The following is a 23,844-nucleotide window of genomic DNA, read 5'->3' as shown; positions in this document are numbered from 1 at the left end:
TCAGTAGCCATCATTCAGTAGCCATCATTCAGTAGCCATCATTCAGTAGCCATCATTCAGTAGCCATCATTCAGTAGCCATCACCCAGGCGACAACACGCAGGCGTCAACACCCAGGCGTCAACACGCAGCCGCAGTCATCCGGTCGCCATCACCCAGCAGCCGTTACGCCGTCATTCCCGGTATCAGTGGAAATCGCGGCTGTGGCTGCGCAGTCCCTGCAGCAGCTCATCCAGGCAGTGCATGCGCTGCACGATGACATGCTGCACGCCATCAACGCGCTCCAGGCGGCCATCGATCTGCATCAGCTGGGTGTCGACCAGCACCCGGTGCTGGCGATCGGCCAGGTGGCGCCAGACCACCGCATTGACCATGCCGGTCTCGTCCTCGAGGGTGAGGAAAGTCACCCCACTGGCGGTCTGTGGGCGCTGGCGCATGCGTACCAGGCCGGCGATGCGTACGCGGCGGCCATGGCCGTGACCGGCCAGCTGCGCGGCATCCAGGCAGCCACGGCTGCGCAGCTGTGCACGCAGGAACGAGATCGGGTGGCGGCCAAGGGTGGTGCCGGTACTGCGGTAATCGGCCTGCATGTCCTCCCATGCGCTGGGCAGCGGCAACGGCACGCGGGCCTCGGCAGTGGCACGCGCCTGATCGAACAAGGGCAACCGGTTCTCCACGCCGGAGATATCCCAGCGCGCACGATGGCGATGGCCACTGAGCCCGCGCAGCGCACCGGCATCGGCCAGCAGGCCCTGATGGCGGCGGTCCAGAGCGGTGCGCTGGCACAGGTCGCCGACATCGTCGAACGGTCGCCGTGCTCGCTCGTGCATGATGGCCTGCACGGCGGGTTCGTTGCAGCCATCAATCAGGCGCAGGCCGAGCCGGATCGCCGCCGCGCCCTTGCTGAAATCCAGGGTGCAGTCCCAGTCGCTGTGGCGCACGTCCACCGGCAGCACGCGGATGCCATGGCGGCGTGCGTCCTGCAGCAGCTGGTCGGGGCTGTAGAACCCCAGTGGCTGGCTGTTGATCAGGCTGGCGGTGAACGCAGCCGGGTGGTGGCACTTCAGCCAGCAGCTGTTATAGGTCAGCAGGGCGAAGCTGGCAGCATGGCTTTCCGGGAAACCGTAATCACCGAAGCCCTTGATCTGCTCGAACAGGTGTTCGCCGTACTCACGGCTGAAGCCATTCTTCAACATGCCGGCCAGCAACTTCTCGCGATGCGGTTCCAGGCCGCCACGACGCTTCCATGCCGCCATCGAGCGGCGCAGGGCATCGGCTTGGCCAGGTGTGTAACCTGCTGCTTCCACTGCCAGCTGCATCACCTGCTCCTGGAACAGTGGTACGCCCAACGTGCGTGCGAACACGCGCTCCAGTTGCGCTGGATAGAGCGGATTGTCCGGGTCGTTCAGTGCATCCGGGCCTTGCTCGCGCAGGATCCTCCGCCGTTCCAGATAGGGATGCACCATGTCGCCCTGGATCGGGCCGGGGCGCACGATCGCCACTTCGATCACCAGATCGTAGAAGTTGCGCGGCTGCAGGCGTGGCAGCATCGCCATCTGCGCACGCGATTCGATCTGGAACACGCCGATGGTGTCGGCGGCGCAGATCATGTCGTAGGTCTTCGTATCCTTGGCAGGGATCGCATCCATGCGTCCACTGTGCAGGCCATGCTGCTTCAGCATCGCCAGGCACTTGCGGATGGCGGTGAGCATGCCCAGCGCCAGGCAGTCGACCTTCATCAGGCCGGTGGCATCCAGATCGTCTTTGTCCCACTGGACGACGGTGCGGTCGGCCATCGCCGCGTTTTCCACCGGCACCAGGGTCGACAGCGGGTGCTCGGAGATCACGAAACCGCCCGGGTGCTGCGACAGGTGGCGCGGGAAGTCGATCAGTTCGGTGGTCAGTGCCAGCAGGCGCTGCATCAATGGCGTGTCCGGATCGAAGCCGCGCTCGCGCAGGGTCTCAGGCAGCGGTACATGGCCGCCCCAATGGTCCATCGCCGCCCCCAGTTCGTTGACCTGGTCCATCGGCAGGCCAAGCGCGCGGGCCACGTCGCGGATCGCGCTGCGGCCACGGTAGCTGATTGCCACTGCAGTCAATGCCGCGCGCTCGCGGCCATAGCGCTTGAACACGTACTGCAGCACTTCTTCGCGGCGCTCGTGCTCGAAGTCGATGTCGATATCCGGCGGCTCGTCGCGCTCGGCGGAGATGAAGCGCTCGAACAGCAGGTTGCTGCGCGCCGGGTCGATCTCGGTCACGCCCAGCACGAAGCACACCGCCGAGTTGGCCGCCGAGCCGCGGCCCTGGCAGAGGATGTCCTGGCTGCGGGCGAAGCGCACGATGTCCTGCACGGTGAGGAAATAGGAGGCGTAGTTCTTCTGCTTGATCAGCGCCAGTTCGTGTTCTATCTGCGTGCGTTGCGCCGGTTTGATGCCGTCTTTCCAGCGCCACGGGATGCCGCGCTCGACCAGCACGCGCAGCCAGCTGTCCGGGTCGTGGCCCTCCGGCACCAGTTCGCGCGGGTAGGTGTACTGCAGCTGCTCGAGGGTGAAGTGGCAGCGCTCGGCGATGCGCAGGGTCTCGGCCAGCAGTTCGGCGGGATACAGCTGGGCCAGTGCGGTGCGCGGGCGCAGGTGGCGCTCGCCATTGGGAAACAGGCGCCAGCCGGCTTCAGCCACGCTGCAACGGTGGCGGATCGCGGTCAGCGTGTCCTGCAGGGCACGACGGCGTCGCACGTGCATGTGCACATCGCCACTGGCGACCAGCGGCAGGCGATGGCGTTCGCCGAAGGACTGCAGCTGCTGCAGGCGGCGTGCATCGTCGTGTTCGTGATGCAGCTCCACCGCCAGCCACAGGCGATCATCGAAGCCGGCACGCAGCAGTTCCAGGTCAGTAGCGGCCGGTTGCCTGTCCAGCCACAGGCACAGCAGGCTCCGGGGCAGGCCGAGCAGATCCTCGCGCAGGCAGCGGTACTCGCCCTTGGCCGCACGCCGCCGGCAGGTGGTGATCAGCTGGCAGAGCCCCGCATAGGCGGCCTGGTCGGTGCACAGCAGGGCCAGCTTGGGTCCGTCCTCAACCTGGAATTCGGCGCCAATGATCAGCGCCACGCCATGCGTCTTCGCCGCCTGCCAGGCGCGCACGATGCCGGCCAGCGAACATTCGTCGGTAATCGCCAACGCGCGGTAGCCCTGGCCGGCGGCGCGCGCGAACAGTTCTTCGGCGATCGAGGCGCCGCGCTGGAAGCTGAAGGCCGACAGGCAGTGCAGTTCGGCGTAGCCGGGCAGTTCGCTGTGCATCGCGGCTCAGCCGAACCAGCCATGCAGCATCCACGGCGCATGCGGGTCATTGCGTGTGCGGAACGCCCAGCCACGCTGGCCGTGCGCGGTTTCCACCACGTAATAGTCGCGGCGCGCGTCGGCCTGGTCCCACCAGCCCGATTCGATCCGCTCCGGCCCGGCGATGATGCGCAGGCGCGGATCACGCAGTGGTTGCGGGGTGTCCAGCAGCCAGCCTGGGCGCAGTGGCCAGTAAGCGGGCGGTTTGGTCGGGGGCTGGATACCACTGGCGCGTTCAGGGCGATGGTCGGCCTGTACTGCCAGCGGCTGCACGGCGTCATCGCCCAGCCGTGCGCGCAGGCGCTCACGCAGCTGGCTCCAGGGCATCGCCTGCGCCGGCCGGGTATCGAACAGGTCGCGTGCGGCGGGCACGAACGGCGGCAGCTGCTCGGCCTGCAGGCGCAGTGCGCGGCTGCCAGCGGGCAGGGCGAAGGCCTCCATGCGATTGCGCGCGATCTCGAACAGCAGCGTGGGATCGCGTTCGGGTGCCAGCAGGCCGATGGTCAGCACGCTGGCCGGCAGCAGGTCATGCTCGAAATGCAGGTCGAAGCGTTGCACGCCGCCATCGCGCGAGCACAGGAAGGCGGCCAGGTCCAGCAGCAGGCGACGCAGCGGGAACAACAGGGCCTGGCTGGATTCGATCTCGTATTCGAATTCGATGCGCGCATCGAACCGGTCCGGTGGCTGGTAGTAGCGCAGTGGCGCGGTGGGCAGCCCACGCAATGCATCCAGCTGCTGCAGTACCTCGGGGGCGAAGCGCCGGGCCAGGCTGTCGCGCGGCAGTTCGAGCACCACACCCAGCGTGCGCAGCCCGGAGCGGCCCAGTACGGTCACCGCTTCGCTGGGCAGGCCGCAGCGCGGCAACGGCAGTTGTGCCAGCGCCGCCGGCAGCTGCTGTGCATCGATGCCGAGGCCGTCGTGGACGTTGGCCAGCACGCGTGCAGCATGCGCGGTGGGTGCAGCCACCAGGCGATGGCGGAAACCGAGTTCATGCAGTTCGTTGCGCAGGCGCTTCTCGATCGTCAGCCAGTCACCGAACAGGGCGCGGCTGGCGCCGATTTCCATGACCAGCGCGTGCGGGAAATCGAGGCTGACCTGCGAGCTGTAGGCGTAGGCCCAACTGGCCAGCAGCTGCCGGGTGTGCTGTTCGGCGTTCGGGTCGTAGTCGTGCAGGTGCATGTCCTGCACCAGTACCTGCGCGGCCGACAGCAGCATGCCCGGGCGCAGCCCCGCTGCGCGGGCGGCCGGGCTGACCGCACGCAGCACGCGACGCTGTGCCGGCCCCTGCAGCAGCACCAATGGCCGCTGCGGGTCCGGCTGCAGGCGCAGCACGCTGTCCAGCGCCAGCTGCGGCAACAACAGGCAGGCCCAGTGCATGGCGCGGCCTCAGTGGGCGATGGCCAGCGGCAACGGCTGCGCCGGCGGCAGGCCGCCACGGCACTTCAGCACCCGTACCTGGCCATGGTCGAGCTGCAGGCGCAGGCTGGCCGGGGAGGGATTGCGCGCCGCCAGCGCCTCGCGGAACACGAAGCCCAGGCACTGGCCGCTGTCGGCGGCCACCTGCAGGCGGCGCAGGGCGCGGTCGTCGGCCTGGTGTGGCCAGCACAGCACCGCCGCGCAGGCGGCCGAGCGCAGGCATTGTTCGGTGGCCCACAGCGCCTGCTTCGGCGCGGCATGGATGATCTGCAGCTGGGCCAGGTCCAGCCCGGCTGCGGCCCAGGCCGGGGCATGCGGGCGATAGGGCGGGGCAACCAGCACGATCGGGCGGTCGCGCTGGCTCAGTTTCGCCAGTGCCGGCCAGACCAGCGCCAGCTCGCCCACCCCGGGCGCGCCCTGCAGTACCTCGCACAGCCCGCTGGCCGGCCAGCCGCCACCGGGCAGGCGCGCATCCAGTGCCGGATGACCGCTGGCCAGATGGTCGCTGGCGGGCCCCTGACGGGCCGGGCCGCGCCACAGCTGGCGGCCGTCCAGTAGCCGGTCGAGGGCGACGACGGCACCCATCAGCCGGTCCTCCAGGGGAGGTGCCGGGCAGGCTGGAAGCGGCAGGAACGGGCGGAAACGGCAGGCATGGAGCGAGTATCGACAGGCCGGTATCAGGGGCTGAGACCGCATATGCTACTCGCGTTGTGAGTAGAATTACTAATGAAATCGGCGGGTCGGGTTTCAGGTTGCTGAAGGGGTAAAGCATCCACGCACGGCGTGGATCTACCGGGCTGATAGGTAGATCCACGCCAGGCGTGGATAGCGGTAAAGCGCGGTGCCGACCAAGGTCGGCACCCACCCGGCATGGTTCGACGCTATCCGGGTATGCCCCCGGTTACGGGCGCACCGGCAACGCCACCGGTCGCAGCGGTGCGGCATCGCCGCCGCGGATCTTCAGCGGGCCGCCGATGAAGGCGAACTCGTAGACCTTGTCGCGGGCCAGTTCGTCCAGTGCCACCAGCTCGATGATCGGCGCGCCCTGCTGGGCCAGCAGGTAGGTGTGCAGCGGCACGTAGTCGTCGGACACCTCCGAGGGGAAGGTCTCGAAGCTGAGGTTGTCGGCACCGACGATCATCGCGCCGCTGTCCTCGACCAGGAAGCGCGCCGCGTCCAGGCCCATGCCCGGTGGGTTGGCCATGTACGCCTTGGGCTGCTCGAACAGGCGCATGCGGCCGGTGCGGATCAGCACCACGTCACCCTGCTGCAGTTTCACCTTCTGGCGTGCCAGCGCATCCTTCAGGTCCTGGCGGGTGACGCGGTAGCTGTCCGGCAGCATGTCCACTCCCTTGGCGGCGGCCACGTCGATCAGCACGCCACGCGCGATCAGCGGCGGGAATTTCTCGATGCCGGTGACATTCCAGCCGCGGTCGCCGAGGTGCTTGTCGGCCTCGAAGCCGTTCCAGATCTTTCCATGGATGCCGAAGTGGTTCAGTGCATCGATGTGGGTGCCGGTGTGGCTGTACATCGAGAACGCGGTGCCGGTGTAGCTGCGGGTGAGGTTCATGGTCTCGCCCACGCCCATCGGGTCGTCCATCACCGTGCCGCGCGGGGTGTGGGTCATCCAGAACTGGTAGTGCGGGTCGCCGGCATCCTGCCAGCTGGGCATGCCGACGTAGTAGTCGGTGGCCAGGTCATAGGCCTTGCCGCCGCTGACCCGCGACAGGATTGCCGCACGCGAGGCCTCGGTGATCAGGTTGAGGCGGCCGATCTCGTCCTTCGGCCCCCAGGGGCTGGTGCCGACCTGCTGGCCGGAGGGAACGCGTTCGTGCGCGGACACGGTGGTGGAAGCGGCGGTGCCGGCCAGCAGCAGGGTCAGCGCGGTGGCCAGGGTACGTGGGGTCATGGGGAGTCTCCTTGCAGGGTGGGGGAGGGTGCGGCTCAGGCCGCGACCAGGGGCGCCAGGGCCTGGCGCAGGTGTGGCAGCGGCAGGGTCTGCAGGCGCAGGCCGTTGCCGCCGATCACGGTGGGTATGGAACGGATGCCGAGGGCAGCGGCTTCGGCACGATCGGCCTGCACGCGCTGGCGCACTGCGTCGCTATGCATGTGGTCAGCGAAGGCGCCACGTGGGTGGCCCAGCGATTCGGCGATATCCAGCAGTACTTCGGCATCACCGATGTTGCGGTGCTGGTGCAGGTGCGCCCACTGCACGGCATCGAACATCGCGCCATGGGCGTTGTTGCCGCCCATCAACTCGGCGGCCTGGCAGGCCAGTGCGCCGAGCCAGCCGGAGGGATATTCGAAATCCTGTGCGCGCATGCCTTCGATATCGATGCGCGCGGTGTCTTCATGCGCAGCGCAGTCGGTCCAGTGGCGCAGGATGATCGCCTTGGCGCGCTCCATCGAGCCGAACACCTCGACCATCTGCGCGCGCGAGTCCTGCAGCACGAAGCTGCGGTGGCGCACCTGGATGCCGAGTTCGGCCGAGACCTGCTGCAGGCGCGGGGCCAGCACGAAGCACCAGCCGCAGACCACGTCATGGAAGAAATCGACCACCGGCGCGGCGGTGGCGGGGGAAGGAACGGAAGACATCTGCCTGCCATCGGTGAGAGGGGAGGCGGCAGATTAGGTGGCGCGGCAGGGCTGAAACAGCAGGCCGCGGGCAGCTCAGTTTTCGCTGGCGGTTACGAATCCAGACCGGCGCAACCGGGCAGCTCGGCGTGCAGGAAATCGATGAAGGCACGCACCTTGGGCTGCAGGTGGCGCGAGGTGGGGTAGACCGCATGCACGAAGCGCGGTGGATAGCGGTGGTCGGGCAGCACCTGGTGTAGTTCGCCCCGCGCCAGTGCCGGAGCGGCCAGGAACGAAGGCAGCGCGCCGATGCCCATGCCGGCCACCAGCAGATCGCGCAGCAGCAGGCTGTTGTTGACGGTCACGCGCGCCGGCAGGGTGATCGTCACCTGGCCATCGGGACCGAGCAGCGGCCAGCTGCCGGGCGAGTCGGACAGGCTGTAGGCCAGCACGCTGTGCGCCTGAAGATCGTCCACTGCCTGTGGTGCAGGGTGCTGCTGCAGGTAGGACGGCGCCGCGCACAGCATCTGCTGCAGCGAGGCCAGGCGGCGTGCCACCAGCCGTGAATCATCCAGCTCGGCACGCAGCCGCAGCGATACATCGAAACCTTCGCCAACCGCATCGAGCAGGCGGTCTTCCATCACCAGGTCCAGCGACAGCTGCGGATGCTGCTGCAGGAACCGTGGCAGCAGCGGCGACAGCGTACTCAGCGCGAACGACTGCGGCGCATTGACGCGCAGGCGCCCGGCCACCTCGCCACGCTGCTCGGCGATGCCGCGTTCCAATGCGTCCAGTTCGTCGAGCAGGCGGCAGCATTCGCGGTAATAGGCATGGCCGGTCTCGGTCAGGCTCATGCGCCGCGTGGTCCGTTGCAGCAGCACCACGCCCAGGTGGGTTTCCAGCGTGCGCAGCTGCTTGCTCAGCCCGGCAGGCGACATGCCCAGGTCTTCGGCAGCGCGGGCCAGCCCGCCGCGTTCGACGATGCGGCGGAAGGCGCGCATCAGGTTGAAGGAGTCCATGCCGGTCCCGGGCGCGATGAGGGTGCCATTGTAGATCCACGCCATGCGTGGATGCAGGAAACGCGGTGCCGGCCAAGCCCGGCATCCACCCTCGGCACGCGCTTGCGCCGTTTGTTCAAGCCAGCAGCCCACACGCCACGCCAGCATGCAGGCCCCTCATTTTCCGGGTTGCCCATGAAGCACTGGATGCTCCGCCTGTATGCCCCGTTGTTCCTGCTTGGTTTCGTCTCTGCCGCCATCGTCTGGGTGGGGCACCGTCACGGTGACCCGCTGTGGCTTCTGGCCTTGCTGGCGGTCGCCATCGCGGCTTCGTTCATCGCCGAACGTGCCTGGCCGTATGACCCTGCGTTCAACCACGACCACGGTGACCGTGTACGTGACACCCTGCATGCGCTGGTCAACGAAGGCCTGAACCTGCTGTCGATCGCCGCGGTACCGCTGTTGGCGGCGATCATTCCGTGGCAGCTGTGGCCGGTGCAGTGGCCGTTCGCGGTGCAGGTACTGGTTGCCATCATCGCTGCCGATCTCGGCATCACGCTGGTGCACTACGCAAGCCATCGCATTGGCTGGTTGTGGCGCCTGCATGCCGTGCATCACAGCGTGACCCGCATGTACGGTTTCAACGGGCTGATGAAACACCCATTGCACCAGGCCGCCGAAGCGGTGGGCGGCGTGCTGCCGCTGCTGCTGTTGGGCCTGCCGATGCCGGTGGCGGCGGTGCTGGCATTCGCCATCGCCATCCAGCTGCTGCTGCAGCACTCCAACGTGGACATGCGCCCAGGCCTGCTGGGCCGGGTGATGGCGTGGGCGCCGCTGCACCGTTTCCATCACATGCGCTACGGCACCGCCGGCGACGTCAACTTCGGCCTGTTCCTGACCGTCTGGGATCACCTGCTGGGGACCGCCTTCGATGCGCCGGGCTATCGGCTGCGTCAGCACGACCTCGGCATCGGCAGCCAGCCGGACTATCCGCGCGATTACCCCGGGCAGCTGCTGGCGCCCTTCCGCGAACTGCCACATGGCGAGGTGCCGGAGCTGCCCGAAGGCCTGCGCAGGCGCGAATGATCGAACATGTCAGGCCGCGTGAAGCTGCAGGCCCTGCAGCTGTGCGGCACCGATGCCGAACATGCGGCGCAGGCTGCGCGACAGATGGGCCAGGTCGGCGAAGCCGGCGGCATGTGCACTGTCGGTCAGGCTGTGCCCCTGCAGGTGGTGCGCGAGCGCGGCACGCAAGCGCCGCCACAGCACCCAGCCGCGCAGGGTCACTGCCAGATCGGCCTGGAAACGCCGGTGCAGCTGGCTGGTGGACAGATGCGCCGCCTCGGCGATGTCGGCGGCCGGCACCGGGCCGGGAAGGTGCTGGGCGATGCGGGCCAGCGCTGCCTGCACCCGCCGGTCCAATGGCTGCGCGCGGCTCAATCGTGGCAGCCAGTCCTGCAGTTCCATCGCAGTGCCGGGCAGCGCGTGCAGGTGCTGCTGGATCTGTTCGAGGTCGGCATGTGCCGGCTCAAGGAACACCGTGCAGCCCGCCTCCGGCGCCGACAGGATCGCGTGCGGCTGGAACGAAGGCAGCCACAGCCGCTGGCCCTGCTGGCGCACACCGTCGATTTCGACCTGCCAGGGAACATCCTCGCTCAACAGCAGCTGGTGTGCGTAGTGCGCATGTACATCGCTGTCACCGGCATGGCCCTGCAGCACGGCCACGTGAGCATCCAGCAGCAACGTGCCATTCCAGGGCAGGGCAGGGGAGGACATGGAGGGATTGTAGATCCACGCCATGCGTGGATGAATCTCCATCGAAATCGAATATTTCGACAATGAAACGAAGAGCATCCACGCATGGCGTGGATCTACTGCAGGTCGCGAGAAACTGTCGAAGGCGGGGTGGGTCCGGTTGCGGGGGCGTGAGCGCCATGGATGGCGCGACCGAGCTTACATGGACGTACTTGCAGCGTCCCCCGCAGCCGGACCCACCCCGCCTGCCTGCAGGAACCCAGCTTTTGCTGTTGCTCTGGCTTTTGACGTTGATGTCGCCTCTGCGGGTGCCGGGCGCCGCCCGGCCGCGCCCTCACCGCCCCTGCGGATCCGGCCGGTGATGCACGTACTCGACCACCGTGCCATCGGGATGCACCGCATTGAACGCCGCCCCGGTCGGCACCACCTGCAACGGGAAGATGATCTCGGCACCGGCCGCGACCAGTTTGTCGTGATAGGGCCGAACGTCATCGACCAGCAGCGTGCCGGTGGTCGAGGTGAACGGCGCCAGCGCAGTCTCGCTGCCCTCGATCAGCAGGAAGGCGCCGACCATCGCCAGGCGCAGCCCGGCCTCCGGGAATGGAAACCCGGCATCGGCCACCAGGCCCTGCAGCTGCTCGTAGAAGGCCACACTGCGCTCCAGCTCACCGGGGGCCACGAACACGCGGATCAGCACGCGCGGCGCGCGCTGGCTGGAGGTGTCACAGCGGTCGCGCCAGAGATGGTCGAAGTCGCGATGTACGGTCATGGGCTCGGTTCGTGGCCAGGGACCTCCATTATCGGCAGCCCTGCAGGGCCCGCTGATGACCGCCGGTGATGGCCTGATAACCGGCCGCGGGATGCGCCTGTGACTTAGGTCCTGTTGACAGGTGTGAACGCCCTCGCACAATCTTCACACGATTGGGTCGCCCTGCGCGGCCCGGGCAGGCAGGTTGTCACGCCGGGAGGAGGGTCCCGCGCGCAGACCGGCCCGTCCTTCGGCCTGCGGGACGTTGCCTGGCAACCCCTGCGCGGCATGAACGCTGCACCCTTCGGCGGCACTTTCCCTGGACCGATTGCCTTGGCAACGGAATTACGCCTGCCGATGAAAACGTTTACAAAGCCGCTTGCCCTCTCCCTCGCCCTGTCTGCCGCGCTCGCCGCACCGGCGTGGGCCGACCCCGCCGCGTTCACCGTGCTGACTCTGGAACAGGCCCCGACCGCCGAAGCGATGCCGGCATTGGCCGCGCAGCTGAAGAGCCTGAAGGTGGACGCGGTGAGTGTGCGCCAGGTGCAGCGCGGCATCGGCCAGGTCGACCCGCTGCAGGTGCTGGCCGATGGCCTGGGCTATGAGTACCGCTTCATCGCCGCCGGCAAGGACGATGGCCAGACCCAGCGCGGCCAGGCCGTGCTGACCCGGCTGCCGATCGCCGCCGAGTCTGGTCCGGACCAGACGGGGCTGAACTACCTGCGCCTGGACGATGGCCGCCACACCGTCGCGGTCTATACCGACGCCGGCGCGGGCGCCGCCCGGTTGCCGGCACTGGTCACCCGTTCGCGGTTGGGTGCACCGGCGGTGCTGCTCGGCGCGGTAGCCGGTGAATCGGCCAAGGCCGCCGGCTTCGATCCGGCGCGTGTCGCGCTGGAAGCTGATGCCAGCTACTTCAGCGATGGCTTCCAGGCGGCCAGCAGTGCACCGTTCAAAGTGGAAGGCAGCAGCCTGCGTGCCACCCTGCTGACCCTGGCCTATGCCGCCGACAAACATGGCGACACGCCGTGGATGGACACCACCCTCAACGCCGATGCGCGCGCTGCGCTGTTGCTGAAGGCGATGACCGAGGATGAGAAGTTCCAGATGCTGCACAGCTACTTCGGGCTGGGCAAGGACGGCGGCCCGCTGCCGGAAGGTGCGGTCGGTTCGGCGGGCTTCGTGCCGGGCGTGGCGCGCCTGGGCATCCCGTCGCAGCAGTCGGCCGATGCCGGCGTGGGCGTGACCAATCCCGGTGGCATCCGCCCGGGTGACTTCGCCACCGCCATGCCGTCGGGCCCGTCCACCGCCTCCAGCTGGAACCGCGAAGTGGCCTTCGCAGGTGGCGCGACGATGGGCCGAGAAGCGTGGCAGCAGCGCTTCAACATCCTGCTGTCGGGCAGCGTCAACCTGCAGCGTGACCCGCGCAACGGCCGCAATTTCGAATATGCCGGTGAAGATCCGCTGCTGGCCGGTTCGATGGTGGGCGCGCTGATCCAGGGCGTGCAGAGCCAGCACGTGATCTCCTCGATGAAGCACTTCGCGCTGAACGACATGGAGACCCGCCGCAACTTCCACGACGTACGCATCGGCGAACAGGCCATGCACGAGTCGGACCTGCTGGCGTTCGAGATCGCGCTGGACGCCGGTCGCCCGGGCGTAGCGATGTGCTCATACAACAAGATCAACGGCACTTACGGCTGCGAGAACGGCTACCTGATGAACCAGGTGCTGAAGCAGGAATGGAAGTTCCCTGGTTTCGTGATGTCCGACTGGGGCGGCGTGCACAGTGGTTCGAAGGCGGCGCTGGCCGGCCTGGACCAGCAGTCGGCCGGTGAAGTGTTCGATGCGGCCGTGTTCTTCGATGAGCCGCTGCGCCTGGCCGTGCACGGAGGCGTGGTGCCGCAGGCACGCCTGAACGACATGGTCGCGCGCATCCTGCGCACGATGTTCCTGCACGGCAACTTCGACAACCCGCCGCAGCACCAGAAGGTCGATGCCGAAGCTGGCTTCGCCGTCGCCCAGCGCACGGTGGAAGAGGGTAGCGTGCTGCTGCGCAACGAAGGCAACCTGCTGCCGCTGGCCGACAGCGTGAAGCGCATCGTCATCATCGGTGGCCACGCCGACAAGGGCGTGATCGGTGGTGGTGGTTCGTCGATGGTGGGCGTGACCGCCAAGGGCACCAATGCGGTGCCGGGCGTGCTGCCGACCACCTGGCCGGGCCCGGTGATCTTCCACCCGTCCTCGCCGCTGGAATCGCTGCGTGCAGCGCGTCCGGACGCGACCATCAAGTACGTGGACGGCACCAACGCCGCCGCAGCGGCCAAGGCCGCGGCCCAGGCCGACGTGGCCATCGTGTTCGCCACCCAGTGGGCCGCCGAATCGGTGGACCTGCCGGACATGCAGCTGCCGGACAACCAGGACGCGCTGATCTCGGCGGTGGCCAAGGCCAACCCGAAGACGGTGCTGGTGCTGGAAACCAACGGCCCGGTGCGCACGCCGTGGCTGGCGCAGGTGCCGGCGATGCTGCAGGCCTGGTACCCGGGCATCCGCGGTGGCGAAGGCATTGCCGCGCTGCTGACCGGCCAGGTCAACCCGTCCGGCCGCCTGCCGGTGACCTGGGTGGTGGACGAATCGCAGCTGCCGCGCCCGCACATCGACGGTCTCGGCTTCAAGCCGGCCAAGCCGTTCGGTGATGTGTTCGATTTCGATATCGAAGGCGCCAATGTCGGCTACAAGTGGATGGCGGCCAAGGGCCTGACGCCCACCTTCGCGTTCGGTCATGGCCTGTCCTACACCTCGTTCGCCTATGAAAACCTCAAGGTGAGCGTGGAAGGTTCGCGCCTGGTCGCCAGCGTCGACATCCGCAACACCGGAAAGCGCGCCGGTGCCGACGTGGCCCAGCTGTACCTGAAGCTGCCGGCCGGCAGCACCACGCCGATCCGCCTGATCGGCTACGACAAGGTGAACCTGCAGCCGGGCGAACAGCGCCGCATCCGCATCGAAGCCGAGCCGAAGACCCTGGCCCACTACGATGCGCAGGCCCGCCAGTGGAAGATCGACGGCGGCACCTACCAGGTGCAGCTGTCGCGCAATGCCGCCGAACCGCTGCAGAGCGTGGACGTGCAGCTGGTGGAGCAGGTGCTGCGCTGAGTGCATGGAGACACGGCCCCGCAAGGGGCCGTGTTTGTTTGTGGGGTACCGCTGCGCTCGCCGGGCGTGGCCCGGCGCTACCAGGGCTGTGGTGATCGGGTAGCGCCGGGCCATGCCCGGCGAGCGCGGAAGTCACACCGGCGCGCTGCCAGACCACCCGCGCAGGAAATCAATCAGCTGCCGCACCTTCGGTGAGGGCTGCGTGCTGTGCGGATAGACCGCGTACACGCTCTGCTGCGGGAAGCGATGATGGCGCAGCACTTGCCGCAGGCGGTCGTGGGCCAGGTCGTCCTCGATCAGCCAGCGGGGCAGCACGGTAACCCCGGCGCCGGCCACGGCGAACGCGCGCAGGCTGCTGGCGCCATCCACGCGCACGACTGCATTGCCGGGGTTGGTGGCGAACAGCGCATCGCTGCCATCCGGAGCCACCACCGGTACGTCGGACAGGCGCGGATAACCGAGGCGGGGCAGGGTGCCCAGCTGTACGGGGTCATCGGCAGCATCGGCGGAGGGCAGGCGTGCCAGCAGCGACGGAGCCGCCACCGCGCACAGCGGGTGGCGCTCCAGTTCGCTGGCATGCAGGCCCGAGTTCGGCAGGCGGCCGAGGCGGATCGCCAGGTCGAAGCGTTCGGGAATCAGGTCCGCTGGCGCCGGAGAGGTTGAAAGGTGCAACTGCAGGGCCGGGTGCCGCGCACGGAACGCCTCCAGTGCCGGAATCAAGCGCAGCTGCGCGTACTCCGGCGTGGTGGTCAGGCGCAGCACGCCCTGCAGCTGGTGTTGGTCGCGGCGCGCGGCATCGATCGCCGCCTGGGCAGCGTCCAGCGCCTGCACGCAGTGCTGCAGGAACTGCTCGCCGGCTTCGGTCAGGGCCAAGTGGCGGGTACTGCGCAGCAGCAGGGTCACGCCCAGCTCCTGCTCCAGCCGCTTCAGGTTGAAGCTGACCACCGCGCGGCTGAGGCCGAGGCGATCGGCTGCAGCAGTCAGGCTGCCCGCCTCGACCACGGCGCGGAAGATGTCGAAGCGATCGAGGCTGACCATGGCGGCCTTTTGTCAAAAAAGATTTGACAGTGTTGCAGCTGCCGTCGTGTTTTTCCAACAAGGCCCGCACGGCATGCTGCCCGCTTCCCCGCTGGAGCGTCGCCGATGTCGTCCCCCCGCCTGCGCCATGAGGTGATCTTCCTGCTGGTGTTCGCCCTGGACCTGGTCAACATGTTCATCGCCACGGTGGCGTATCCGGCACTGGCAGCGGACCTGCACGCCGACATCGGCAGCCTGGCCTGGGTTGGAACTTCCTACATGCTGGGCCTGAGCGTGGTGATTCCGCTGGCGCCGTGGCTGGCCGCGCGCTGCGGAGAGCGCCGCCTGCTGCTGGTGGCGCTGCTGGTGTTCGCCGTCGCCGCCATGCTGGCCGGTACTGCGCCGGGCATCGGCTGGCTGCTCGGCTGGCGCCTGCTGCAGGGGCTGGCCGGCGGACTGCTGATTCCGGTGGCGCAGGCCGCAGCTTACCGGCAATGTACGGCGGATCAGCGGGGTGCACTGACCCGCCGCATCCTGCTTGTGGCGCTGCTGGTGCCGGCACTGGCGCCGGCGCTGGGCGGGTTGCTGGTGCAGTGGCTGTCCTGGCGCGGTGTGCTCTGGGCCAGCCTGCCGCTGGCGGTGGTGGCGATGGGCCTGGTGCTGGCCTGGATGCCGGCCGATGGTGAGCGCAGTGCGCCGCGCCTGCAGGCCTATGCGCTCTCCACGGCGATGATGGCGCTGGGTGCGCTGCTGCTGGCGCTCACCTGGTTGGGCGAGCCCGCCCATCGGGCCGCCGGTGCCGTACTGCTGCTGATTGCATTGCTGCTGGCGGCGGTTCACCTGCGGCACGCACGGCAGCAGGCGCATCCGTTGCTGCGCTGGTCGCTGCTGTCCCATCGCGGGCTGCGGCTGGCAATGCTGGTGTATCTGGCAGTGCCGGGCGTGTTCATCGGCAGCCAGCTGGTCAGCACGCTGCAGCTGCACCAGGCCGGTTACAGCGCCGCGCGCATCGGCGCACTGATGCTGCCGTGGGCGTTGGCCTCGGCCATCGCGATCACGGCCAGCAAGCGCCTGCTGGCCCGTTTCGGCCCGGCCACGGTACTCCGCGCGGGCATGATGCTTCAGGCCAGCGGCCTGCTGTTGATGGCACTGCTGCCACAGCCGGCCTTTACCTTGGCTGCGTTGTTGTTCGCACTGATGGGCGCCGGTGGCAGCCTGTGCAGCAGCACCGCGCAGACGTTGGCGTTCAATGGTGTCGAGGGCGAGGCGCTGGGCGACGCCAGCGCGCTATGGAACCTCAACCGCCAGCTCAGCTTCTGCCTGGGCACCGCCGCCATCGCGCTGCTGCTGGCGCTGGCCATGCAGTGGCTGCCGGCACGCGCCAGCAGCGTGGCGCTGGGTCTGGCCGCCGCATTGACGCTGTTGCCGATGGCGCTGTTGCGCCGCTCGCAGTCGATTTCTCTTTCCCAACCCGAGACAACGCAATGACTATGACCGCAGAGAACGAGTTCCATGATCTGATCGCCAAGCTGCAGGCCTGGTTCCGTGCGGAAGCGGCCGCCAGCACGCTGGATGCGCTGATGGATCATTTCTGCGCCGACTTCAGCATGGCCGGTATTGCCGGGCAGCGCCTGGACCGCAAAGCCCTTGCCAGCATGTTCGCCGGTGCCCATGGCGCCCGCCCGGGCTTGCGTATCGAAATCGATGCCCTGCAGTTCATTGCGGTGCCGGCACCGTTGGCGATGCTGCGCTACCGTGAAGGGCAGGGCGTTGCTGAAGGTGTGATGGCCTGGCGTGAAGCACTGGCCGTGCTGCGGCAGGAAGATGGCCGTTGGCGCTGGCTGGCGCTGCATGAGGTGACGGCTGCCTGATGTTGTAGAGCCGAGCCCACGCTCGGCTGCTCTTCGGGGAGGTTGCGGTGGCCCCAGCCGAGCGTGGGCTCGGCTCTACAACGGCCAGATCGATGCGTGCCCGTCGGGCAGCACATGTGCCATCAGTCCTGCCCGCATCCGCCGCAGAATGCAAAGCCCACCCACACTCCCTGGCACCCGGCGGGAGTAGGCTTGGGGCTTTCCTGCCGGAAGGGGTTGTCCATGCGTGTGCGTACCGTTGCAGTAGCCATCGCCCTTTGCCTGTCCAGCAGCGTGCTGGCCGCCGATACCCCGCCGATGACCCCGGACATCAGCGGCAAGCCCTTCGTTGCGCCGGATGTCGGCCGCGACTACGACAAGCGCGTGGTGATGGTGCCGATGCGTGATGGCACCAGGCTGTATACGGTGATCGTGGTGCCCAAGGGTGCCCGCAATGCTCCGATCCTGCTGACCCGCACTCCTTACGACGCTGCCGGTCGCGCCAACCGCAGTGATTCGCCGCGCATGCGCGATCTGCTGCCGCAGGGCGACGAGGTGTTCGTCGACGGCGGTTACATCCGCGTGTTCCAGGACATTCGTGGCAAGTACGGCTCCGAAGGCGATTACGTGATGACCCGGCCGCTGCGCGGGCCGTTGAACAACACCAGGGTGGATCACTCCACCGACGCCTGGGACACCATCGACTGGCTGGTGAAGAACGTGCCGGAGAGCAATGGCAAGGTCGGCATGCTCGGCTCGTCGTATGAAGGCTTCACCGTGGTGATGGCGCTGACCGACCCGCATCCGGCGCTGAAGGTGGCCGCACCGCAGAGCCCGATGGTCGATGGCTGGATGGGCGACGACTGGCTCAACTACGGTGCGTTCCGCCAGGTCAACTTCAACTATTTCGCGATGCAGACCGAGAAGCGCGGCAAGGGCACGCCACTGCCCAGCCTCGGTTACGACGACTACAGCACCTTCCTGCGCATCGGTTCGGCTGGCGACTACGCGCGTTTCACCGGCGTGGACCAGCTGACCTGGTGGAAGAAGCTGGTCGAGCACCCGGCCTATGACGGCTTCTGGCAGGGCCAGGCGCTGGACGCGGTGATGGCGAAGACGCCGTTGAAGGTTCCGACCATGTGGCTGCAGGGCCTGTGGGACCAGGAGGACATGTGGGGTGCCAACCATGCCTACCAGGCGATGGAAGGGCGCGACAGCGGCAACAACCGCAACTACCTGGTGATGGGCCCGTGGCGGCACAGCCAGGTGAATTACAGTGGCAGCGAACTGGGCGCGCTGAAGTTCGACGGCGACACCGCGCTGCAGTTCCGTCGCGATGTGCTCAAGCCGTTCTTCGACCAGTACCTGGTGGACGGTGCGCCGAAGGCCGACACGCCGCCGGTGCTGATCTACAACACCGGCGAAAATCACTGGGATCGCCTGAAGGGCTGGCCGCGCAGCTGCGACAAGGGCTGTGCCGCGAGCAGCAAACCGCTGTACCTGCGGGCCGGCGGCAAGCTGGCCTTCCAGGCGCCGGCAGCGGGCGAGGGCGACTTCGAGGAGTACGTGTCCGACCCGGCCAAGCCGGTGCCGTTCGTGCCGCGCCCGGTGCGCTTCGGTGACCGTGACATGTGGACGACCTGGCTGGTCAAGGATCAGCGCTTTGTCGATGGCCGCCCGGACGTGCTGACGTTCATCACCGAACCGTTGACCGCGCCACTGCGCATCGGCGGCGCGCCGGTAGTGCACCTGCAGGCCTCGACCAGCGGCACCGACAGCGACTGGGTGGTGAAGCTGATCGATGTGTATCCGGACCAGGAGGCCTCGGCGCCGGAGATGGGCGGCTATGAGCTGCCGGTGTCACTGGCGATCTTCCGCGGCCGCTACCGCGAGAGCTTCAGCGATCCGAAGCCGCTGGCGGCCAACCAGGTGCTGCCGTACCGCTTCGACCTGCCCAACGCCAACCACACCTTCCAGAAAGGGCACCGGGTGATGGTGCAGGTGCAGTCCAGCCTGTTCCCGCTGTACGACCGCAACCCACAGACCTACGTGCCGAACATCTACCTGGCCAAACCGGGGGATTACCAGAAGGCCACGCAGCGGGTCTGGCACAGTGGGGCGCAGGCCAGCTACATCGATCTGCCGGTGTACTGAGGCGCCCAGGGTGACGCCGGGCATGGCCCGGCGCTACCCAGGCATGTGCGGTGTCGGTAGCGCCGGGCCATGCCCGGCGGCGTTGGTAGTGCCGGCCGCTGGCCGGCATCCTCGATGGCGCGAGAGCGTGTCGACCAAGGACGACACCTACCAGGGCTGGGCCATGGCATGCCGGTCGACCAAGGTCGATACCTACCAGGGCAGATGCCTTCAGCCCACCTTCGAAGGACCGGTGCGCCAGCGGCTGGGCACCAGGCCGAAGCGCTTGCGGAATGCAGCGGCGAAGTTGCTGGGGTGGCGGTAACCACTGGCGGCAGCGGCCTGCTCGACCGTCCAGCCGTCCTCGCGCAGGCCCTGCTCGGCATGGCGCATGCGCTGTTCGTGCAGGTAGTCGAACACCGAGCTTCCGTACTGCTGGGCGAAATGACGGCGCAGCGAACTTGGGCTCATGCACGCCAGCTGCGCCAGCTCGACCAGGCTGTGGGCATGGCTGGGGTCATCATGCAGGTAGGCGCGCACACGCTCCAGCCGTTCGCGCTGGCCGGCACGCAGGGTGCGCACCTGCTCGGTCTGCAGGTCCTCGGCCTGCAGGCCAACGGCGAGCAGCTGCAGGGCTACGCCCTCGCGCCACAGCGCATCGATGCCGTCCTGCCAGGGACTGTCGAACAACTGGCCCAGCACCGGCAGCAGGGTGTGCGGAATCGCCCAGTGGCGGCATTCCAGGTGAGTGCTGAGCGCCGTGTGCAGCTGCGGCAGCTGGAACAGGTCCGGATCGATCTCCGCCGGTACCATCACGCTGACGCCGCGCATGCGCGTTTCGCCGGGATGTGCACCGGTCATTTCGACCTGTTCGCGGTGGTGCGCGGTCATCGCAGTACCCGCGCGCAGGGTGAAGCCGCTGCGCCGGGGAATGCGTACATCCACCTGCCCCTGCAGCATCACGCGGATGGCCAGCCCGGGACTCTGCTGGGCAGTGGCGACGTATGGAAAGCGATTGTGGACGTCGGATGCGATCAGGCTCATGCCACCGCGCAGGAACTGCTCGTTGACTTCGCCATGGCCCGCCCACTGGTCGTCGCGCAGGTGTTCCGGGTCGGCGCGGTAATCAAAGCCGTGGCGGTGGCCGAAGCGGCGGTAATCGGCAAAAGTGAAGTATCGGGACATTGCTTGGCACGTGCGCAGGAGGTGGACGCTGGCAGTACCTCGCCCATGCGCTCTGCATTGCAGATGCAGTTCCGGTCGTGGCCTGTGCGGACCCGCTGCGATGCGGTGGCGATGGCACGCTGGATGGCTGGGGAAACGCCAGATTGGAATGAGTGTGTCGAAGAAACTGGAAACGTTTCCCATTGTCGCCTTGATTCACCGGCATTTGATTTCGAGATGGTCAAAACGATTGATCAATATGGCCAAGTTGAATTTTCCGTGGAACATACGGCGGCGTTTTGCATGCATATCCGTACACAATTCCATACATCAACTTGAGTTGAGGTTTTATGGGTGGAACGATCACCCGTGGACGCGCTCTCTGCCGGGTCATCACGGATGAAGGGGTAGCGTGAGGGGGGTAGCGGCGACACGCCGCATTGATACCCCCACAGATGGAGAATGCAGATGATCGATTACCAGCTCACCGGCAAGACCGCGATCGTGACCGGCGGCGTATCCGGCATCGGCCTGGCGGTCGCGCAGACCCTTGCCGCATCCGGTGCGCGCGTTTCGGTATGGGACCTGAAGCAGGACGCGGTGGATGCCACGGTGGCACGGCTGCAGGGCAGCGGTGCGCAGGCCATCGGCATCGCGCTGGACGTGACTGACGATGCCGCCGTCGAGGCGGCGGTGCAGCGTACGGTAAAGGAGCTGGGCGGCGTGCATGTCGCGGTCAACAACGCGGGCATCAGTGGGCCGGCGGCCAGCAGCGGTGACTATCCGGTGGAAGGATGGCAGCGCGTGATCGACGTCAACCTCACAAGCGTGTTCCTGTGCCAGCGTGCGCAGATCCAGGCCATGCGTGCGGCCGGCACGGGTGGCAGCATCATCAACATGGCCTCGATCCTGGGCCAGGTGGGCTATGCCGGTTCCACCGCGTATGTTGCAGCCAAGCACGGCGTGGTTGGCCTGACCCAGACCGCAGCCTGGGAGCATGCAGCAGATGGCATCCGCGTCAACGCGGTTGGCCCGGGCTTCATCAGCACGCCGCTGCTGGAGAAAATGGATCCAAAGGTACGTGCCACGCTGGAGGGGCGGCACGCACTGAAGCGGCTGGGTACGGCCGAAGAAGTGGCAGCACTGGTGGCCTGGCTGGCCAGTGACGACGCTTCGTTCGCGACCGGTACCTATTACGCCATCGATGGTGGCTACCTGGCGCAGTGAGCGAATGCGGTCAATGGATCCACGCCATGCGTGGATGAGTGCGTGGGGTGAAGAAGGCGTGCCATCGCCTTCACCCCCGTCCCACGATCGCCACGCGACGCTCCGGGAAAATCCCGGAGCTTTCCCATGGAACTCACCCAGGATGTCTCGATCCTGCTGCGCGTGGCTGCAGCGATGCTGTTCGGCGGCGTGCTCGGGGTTGAGCGCGAAATGGGCAAGCACGCCGCAGGCCTGCGCACGCACATGCTGATCGCCGGGGCCGCTGCGCTGATCGTTGGCCTCGGCGACTCGGTGGCCGAACATTTCCAGCAGGAGCGTTACCGCGACCTGCTGCAGGTCGACCCGGTACGCCTCATCGAGGCCGTGGTGGCCTGCGTTGGCTTCGTTGCTGCCGGCACCATCCTGCGCGGCTCGCGCGAGGACCAGGTCAGCGGGCTGACCACGGCCAGCTCGCTGATCATGGCGGCGGCCATCGGCATTGCCGTGGGTATCGGCAAATACGTGATTGCGATTGGCGTCAGTGTGCTGTGCGTGCTGGTGCTGGCGGTGATGCGGCGGTTGGAGAAGAAGATCTCGTAGGGGAGGGGGCGGACGAGGTTGCCGGCCAGCGGGCGGCACTACCACGGGCAGCTGCAGTGGTATGACCAATATGTGATCTAGCCCTATGGTCTAATAGGCGCTTCGTCAGTGTGGCGGTTAAATCCGCTCCACGTGGCCTGATCAAGATCGATATTGGTACGACCAATGATCGAAAGGCACGGCGACCCACCGCCTGCGGTGGAGCACATCCCGCCCCCAGTCGAGAGCTTCCATGCAGCCCTGGCAACACCTGTACGACCCCGCCGGCAACCTGTGGTTGTCGAGCCTGATCGCGCTGCTGCCGATCGCGTTCTTCTTCGTTGCCCTGGCTGTGCTGCGCATGAAGGGCTGGCTGGCCGGCACCATCACCGTGGCCATCGCACTTGGCGTGGCGCTGCTGTTCTACCGCATGCCGCTGACCCAGGCGCTGGGTGCGGCCGGCTTCGGCTTTGTCTATGGGTTGTGGCCGATTGCCTGGATCATCATCGGCGCAGTGTTCCTCTACAAGGTCTCGGTCAAGACCGGACAGTTCGACATCATCCGTGCCTCCATCCTGTCGGTCACTGAAGACCAGCGCCTGCAGATGCTGATGGTCGGCTTCGCCTTCGGTGCGTTCCTTGAAGGTGCAGCCGGTTTCGGTGCGCCGGTGGCGATCACTGCGGCGCTGCTGGTCGGGTTGGGCTTCAAGCCGCTGTACGCGGCCGGCCTGTGCCTGATCGTCAACACCGCGCCGGTGGCCTTCGGTGCGATGGGCATTCCGATCATCGTGGCCGGGCAGGTCACCGGGCTCGATGCGTTCGAGATCGGCCAGATGGCGGGTCGCCAGCTGCCGTTCCTGACCATCATCGTGCTGTTCTGGATCATGGCGATCATGGATGGCTGGCGCGGCATCAAGGAAACCTGGCCGGCGGTGCTGGTTGCGGGTGGCTCGTTCGCCATCGCCCAGTACCTGACCTCCAATTTCATCGGCCCGGAACTGCCGGACATCACCGCGTCGCTGGCGTCGCTGGTGTGCCTGACCCTGTTCCTGCGCCGCTGGAAGCCGGTGCGGATCTTCCGCTTTGATACCGAAACCAGCGCCGAGGCGGCCGCCCAGGCACTGGAAGCGCCGCGCTACAGCGTTGGCCAGATCGCCAAGGCGTGGTCGCCGTTCCTGATCCTCACTGCAATGGTCACCCTGTGGAGCATCAAGCCGTTCAAGTCGCTGTTCGCGGCGGGCGGTCCATTGGAAGGCTGGGTGCTGAAGATCCCGGTGCCGGGCCTGGACCAGATGGTGCAGAAGATGCCGCCAATCGTGGATGCGCCGCTCAGCTACGATGCAATCTACAAATTCGACTGGTTCTCGGCCACCGGTACCTCGATCATTCTTGCTGCGGTGATCGCCATTATCGCCCTGCGGATGCCGGCTCGTTCGGCGCTGCAGACCTTTGGCGAAACCGTGCGAGAGCTGCGCATGCCGATCTACTCGATCGGCATGGTGCTGGCCTTCGCCTTCATCGCCAACTATTCGGGCCTGTCGGCCACCCTGGCCCTGGCTCTGGCGCACACCGGCGATGCGTTCCCGTTCTTCTCGCCGTTCCTGGGCTGGCTGGGCGTGTTCCTGACCGGTTCGGATACCTCGTCCAATGCGCTGTTCTCGGCACTGCAGGCCACCACCGCACAGCAGATCGGCGTGTCCGACGTGCTGCTGGTCGCGGCCAACACCACCGGCGGTGTCACCGGCAAGATGATCTCGCCGCAGTCGATCGCCATTGCCTGTGCGGCGGTCGGCCTGGCCGGCAAGGAATCGGACCTGTTCCGATTCACGGTGAAGCACAGCCTGATCTTCACCACGATGGTCGGCCTGATCACCCTGGCCCAGGCCTACTGGCTGACCTGGATGATTCCCTGAGCCAT

At 67.2% G+C, this 23,844-nt stretch carries 19 protein-coding genes; 9 read left to right on the top strand and 10 right to left on the bottom strand.

Annotation, left to right across the window (positions count from 1 at the left end; genetic code table 11):
* Positions 1–184 precede the first annotated feature (184 nt).
* The 6 genes from QP552_RS12555 to QP552_RS12530 form a co-directional block, all read right to left on the bottom strand.
* Positions 185–3,295, bottom strand: coding sequence for an error-prone DNA polymerase (locus QP552_RS12555; protein WP_286073764.1), 3,111 nt, complete (start codon positions 3,293–3,295; stop codon positions 185–187).
* 6 nt (positions 3,296–3,301) lie between these two features.
* Positions 3,302–4,711 carry a DNA polymerase Y family protein gene (locus QP552_RS12550; RefSeq protein ID WP_286073763.1) on the bottom strand — a complete coding sequence of 470 codons (1,410 nt, stop codon included), beginning with the start codon at positions 4,709–4,711 and terminating at the stop codon, positions 3,302–3,304.
* A gap of 9 nt (positions 4,712–4,720) precedes the next feature.
* On the bottom strand, positions 4,721–5,335 hold the full coding sequence (imuA, locus tag QP552_RS12545) for a translesion DNA synthesis-associated protein ImuA (RefSeq protein ID WP_286073761.1): 615 nt from the start codon (positions 5,333–5,335) through the stop codon (positions 4,721–4,723).
* Positions 5,336–5,651: 316 nt separating this feature from the next.
* Positions 5,652–6,659, bottom strand: coding sequence for a cyclase family protein (locus QP552_RS12540; RefSeq protein WP_111111148.1), 1,008 nt, complete (start codon positions 6,657–6,659; stop codon positions 5,652–5,654).
* Positions 6,660–6,694: 35 nt separating this feature from the next.
* On the bottom strand, positions 6,695–7,345 hold the full coding sequence (locus tag QP552_RS12535) for a DsbA family protein (protein ID WP_286073760.1): 651 nt from the start codon (positions 7,343–7,345) through the stop codon (positions 6,695–6,697).
* A gap of 92 nt (positions 7,346–7,437) precedes the next feature.
* On the bottom strand, positions 7,438–8,388 hold the full coding sequence (locus tag QP552_RS12530) for a LysR family transcriptional regulator (RefSeq protein ID WP_286073759.1): 951 nt from the start codon (positions 8,386–8,388) through the stop codon (positions 7,438–7,440).
* Between the two features lie 141 nt (positions 8,389–8,529).
* Here QP552_RS12530 and QP552_RS12525 point away from each other — a divergent pair, with 141 nt between their 5' ends.
* The gene (locus tag QP552_RS12525; RefSeq protein WP_286073758.1) at positions 8,530–9,408 is read left to right on the top strand and encodes a sterol desaturase family protein; all 879 of its coding nucleotides are present in this window, start codon (positions 8,530–8,532) and stop codon (positions 9,406–9,408) included.
* A 9-nt stretch (positions 9,409–9,417) separates the two neighbouring features.
* On the opposite strand, the gene QP552_RS12520 is transcribed toward QP552_RS12525, so the two are convergent.
* Both QP552_RS12520 and QP552_RS12515 read right to left on the bottom strand, forming a co-directional pair.
* The gene (locus QP552_RS12520) at positions 9,418–10,122 is read right to left on the bottom strand and encodes an AraC family transcriptional regulator (RefSeq protein WP_111111902.1); all 705 of its coding nucleotides are present in this window, start codon (positions 10,120–10,122) and stop codon (positions 9,418–9,420) included.
* Between the two features lie 289 nt (positions 10,123–10,411).
* The gene (locus QP552_RS12515; RefSeq protein WP_106549452.1) at positions 10,412–10,846 is read right to left on the bottom strand and encodes a glyoxalase; all 435 of its coding nucleotides are present in this window, start codon (positions 10,844–10,846) and stop codon (positions 10,412–10,414) included.
* Positions 10,847–11,182: 336 nt separating this feature from the next.
* Between QP552_RS12515 and QP552_RS12510 the strand changes: the two genes are divergently transcribed.
* Positions 11,183–13,978: a glycoside hydrolase family 3 C-terminal domain-containing protein gene (locus tag QP552_RS12510; protein ID WP_286073757.1), complete on the top strand. Its 2,796-nt coding sequence runs from the start codon at positions 11,183–11,185 to the stop codon at positions 13,976–13,978.
* Between the two features lie 132 nt (positions 13,979–14,110).
* Here the strand turns inward: QP552_RS12510 and QP552_RS12505 are convergent, their stop codons facing one another.
* Complete coding sequence (locus tag QP552_RS12505) at positions 14,111–15,016, bottom strand: LysR family transcriptional regulator (protein WP_286073756.1); 906 nt, start codon at positions 15,014–15,016, stop codon at positions 14,111–14,113.
* Between the two features lie 105 nt (positions 15,017–15,121).
* Here QP552_RS12505 and QP552_RS12500 point away from each other — a divergent pair, with 105 nt between their 5' ends.
* From QP552_RS12500 to QP552_RS12490, 3 genes are all read left to right on the top strand, one after another.
* A complete protein-coding gene (locus tag QP552_RS12500; RefSeq protein ID WP_111111905.1) occupies positions 15,122–16,483 on the top strand; it encodes an MFS transporter in 1,362 nt (453 codons plus the stop codon).
* Complete coding sequence (locus QP552_RS12495) at positions 16,480–16,866, top strand: DUF4440 domain-containing protein (protein ID WP_111111906.1); 387 nt, start codon at positions 16,480–16,482, stop codon at positions 16,864–16,866. Before QP552_RS12500 ends, QP552_RS12495 begins: the two co-directional genes overlap by 4 nt.
* A gap of 222 nt (positions 16,867–17,088) precedes the next feature.
* Complete coding sequence (locus tag QP552_RS12490) at positions 17,089–18,999, top strand: CocE/NonD family hydrolase (RefSeq protein WP_111111907.1); 1,911 nt, start codon at positions 17,089–17,091, stop codon at positions 18,997–18,999.
* A 210-nt stretch (positions 19,000–19,209) separates the two neighbouring features.
* On the opposite strand, the gene QP552_RS12485 is transcribed toward QP552_RS12490, so the two are convergent.
* Positions 19,210–20,163 (bottom strand): AraC family transcriptional regulator, encoded by a 954-nt coding sequence (locus QP552_RS12485; protein ID WP_099553206.1) that lies wholly within the window; start codon positions 20,161–20,163, stop codon positions 19,210–19,212.
* A gap of 45 nt (positions 20,164–20,208) precedes the next feature.
* Between QP552_RS12485 and QP552_RS12480 the strand changes: the two genes are divergently transcribed.
* The 4 genes from QP552_RS12480 to lldP all read left to right on the top strand — a co-directional run bounded on the left by QP552_RS12480 (position 20,209) and on the right by lldP (position 23,839).
* Positions 20,209–20,481 carry a hypothetical protein gene (locus QP552_RS12480; RefSeq protein ID WP_146146962.1) on the top strand — a complete coding sequence of 91 codons (273 nt, stop codon included), beginning with the start codon at positions 20,209–20,211 and terminating at the stop codon, positions 20,479–20,481.
* A gap of 129 nt (positions 20,482–20,610) precedes the next feature.
* The gene (locus tag QP552_RS12475) at positions 20,611–21,369 is read left to right on the top strand and encodes an SDR family NAD(P)-dependent oxidoreductase (RefSeq protein ID WP_106549458.1); all 759 of its coding nucleotides are present in this window, start codon (positions 20,611–20,613) and stop codon (positions 21,367–21,369) included.
* A gap of 126 nt (positions 21,370–21,495) precedes the next feature.
* Positions 21,496–21,948 (top strand): MgtC/SapB family protein, encoded by a 453-nt coding sequence (locus tag QP552_RS12470; protein WP_111111908.1) that lies wholly within the window; start codon positions 21,496–21,498, stop codon positions 21,946–21,948.
* 232 nt (positions 21,949–22,180) lie between these two features.
* On the top strand, positions 22,181–23,839 hold the full coding sequence (lldP, locus tag QP552_RS12465) for an L-lactate permease (protein WP_111111909.1): 1,659 nt from the start codon (positions 22,181–22,183) through the stop codon (positions 23,837–23,839).
* Positions 23,840–23,844 lie beyond the last annotated feature (5 nt).

The sequence above is a fragment of the Stenotrophomonas sp. 59 genome (assembly GCF_030291095.1).
Taxonomy (GTDB): Bacteria; Pseudomonadota; Gammaproteobacteria; order Xanthomonadales; family Xanthomonadaceae; genus Stenotrophomonas; species Stenotrophomonas maltophilia_Q.
This window is presented reverse-complemented; position numbering and strand designations above follow the sequence as displayed.

Coding starts and splice junctions, on each gene's coding strand:
- QP552_RS12555 (WP_286073764.1), bottom strand. CDS start 3,295: ATGCACAGCGAACTGCCCGGCTACGCCGAACTGCACTGCCTGTCGGCC.
- QP552_RS12550 (WP_286073763.1), bottom strand. CDS start 4,711: ATGCACTGGGCCTGCCTGTTGTTGCCGCAGCTGGCGCTGGACAGCGTG.
- imuA (WP_286073761.1), bottom strand. CDS start 5,335: ATGGGTGCCGTCGTCGCCCTCGACCGGCTACTGGACGGCCGCCAGCTG.
- QP552_RS12540 (WP_111111148.1), bottom strand. CDS start 6,659: ATGACCCCACGTACCCTGGCCACCGCGCTGACCCTGCTGCTGGCCGGC.
- QP552_RS12535 (WP_286073760.1), bottom strand. CDS start 7,345: ATGTCTTCCGTTCCTTCCCCCGCCACCGCCGCGCCGGTGGTCGATTTC.
- QP552_RS12530 (WP_286073759.1), bottom strand. CDS start 8,388: ATGGCGTGGATCTACAATGGCACCCTCATCGCGCCCGGGACCGGCATG.
- QP552_RS12525 (WP_286073758.1), top strand. CDS start 8,530: ATGCTCCGCCTGTATGCCCCGTTGTTCCTGCTTGGTTTCGTCTCTGCC.
- QP552_RS12520 (WP_111111902.1), bottom strand. CDS start 10,122: ATGGCGTGGATCTACAATCCCTCCATGTCCTCCCCTGCCCTGCCCTGG.
- QP552_RS12515 (WP_106549452.1), bottom strand. CDS start 10,846: ATGACCGTACATCGCGACTTCGACCATCTCTGGCGCGACCGCTGTGAC.
- QP552_RS12510 (WP_286073757.1), top strand. CDS start 11,183: ATGAAAACGTTTACAAAGCCGCTTGCCCTCTCCCTCGCCCTGTCTGCC.
- QP552_RS12505 (WP_286073756.1), bottom strand. CDS start 15,016: ATGGTCAGCCTCGATCGCTTCGACATCTTCCGCGCCGTGGTCGAGGCG.
- QP552_RS12500 (WP_111111905.1), top strand. CDS start 15,122: ATGTCGTCCCCCCGCCTGCGCCATGAGGTGATCTTCCTGCTGGTGTTC.
- QP552_RS12495 (WP_111111906.1), top strand. CDS start 16,480: ATGACTATGACCGCAGAGAACGAGTTCCATGATCTGATCGCCAAGCTG.
- QP552_RS12490 (WP_111111907.1), top strand. CDS start 17,089: ATGCGTGTGCGTACCGTTGCAGTAGCCATCGCCCTTTGCCTGTCCAGC.
- QP552_RS12485 (WP_099553206.1), bottom strand. CDS start 20,163: ATGTCCCGATACTTCACTTTTGCCGATTACCGCCGCTTCGGCCACCGC.
- QP552_RS12480 (WP_146146962.1), top strand. CDS start 20,209: ATGCGCTCTGCATTGCAGATGCAGTTCCGGTCGTGGCCTGTGCGGACC.
- QP552_RS12475 (WP_106549458.1), top strand. CDS start 20,611: ATGATCGATTACCAGCTCACCGGCAAGACCGCGATCGTGACCGGCGGC.
- QP552_RS12470 (WP_111111908.1), top strand. CDS start 21,496: ATGGAACTCACCCAGGATGTCTCGATCCTGCTGCGCGTGGCTGCAGCG.
- lldP (WP_111111909.1), top strand. CDS start 22,181: ATGCAGCCCTGGCAACACCTGTACGACCCCGCCGGCAACCTGTGGTTG.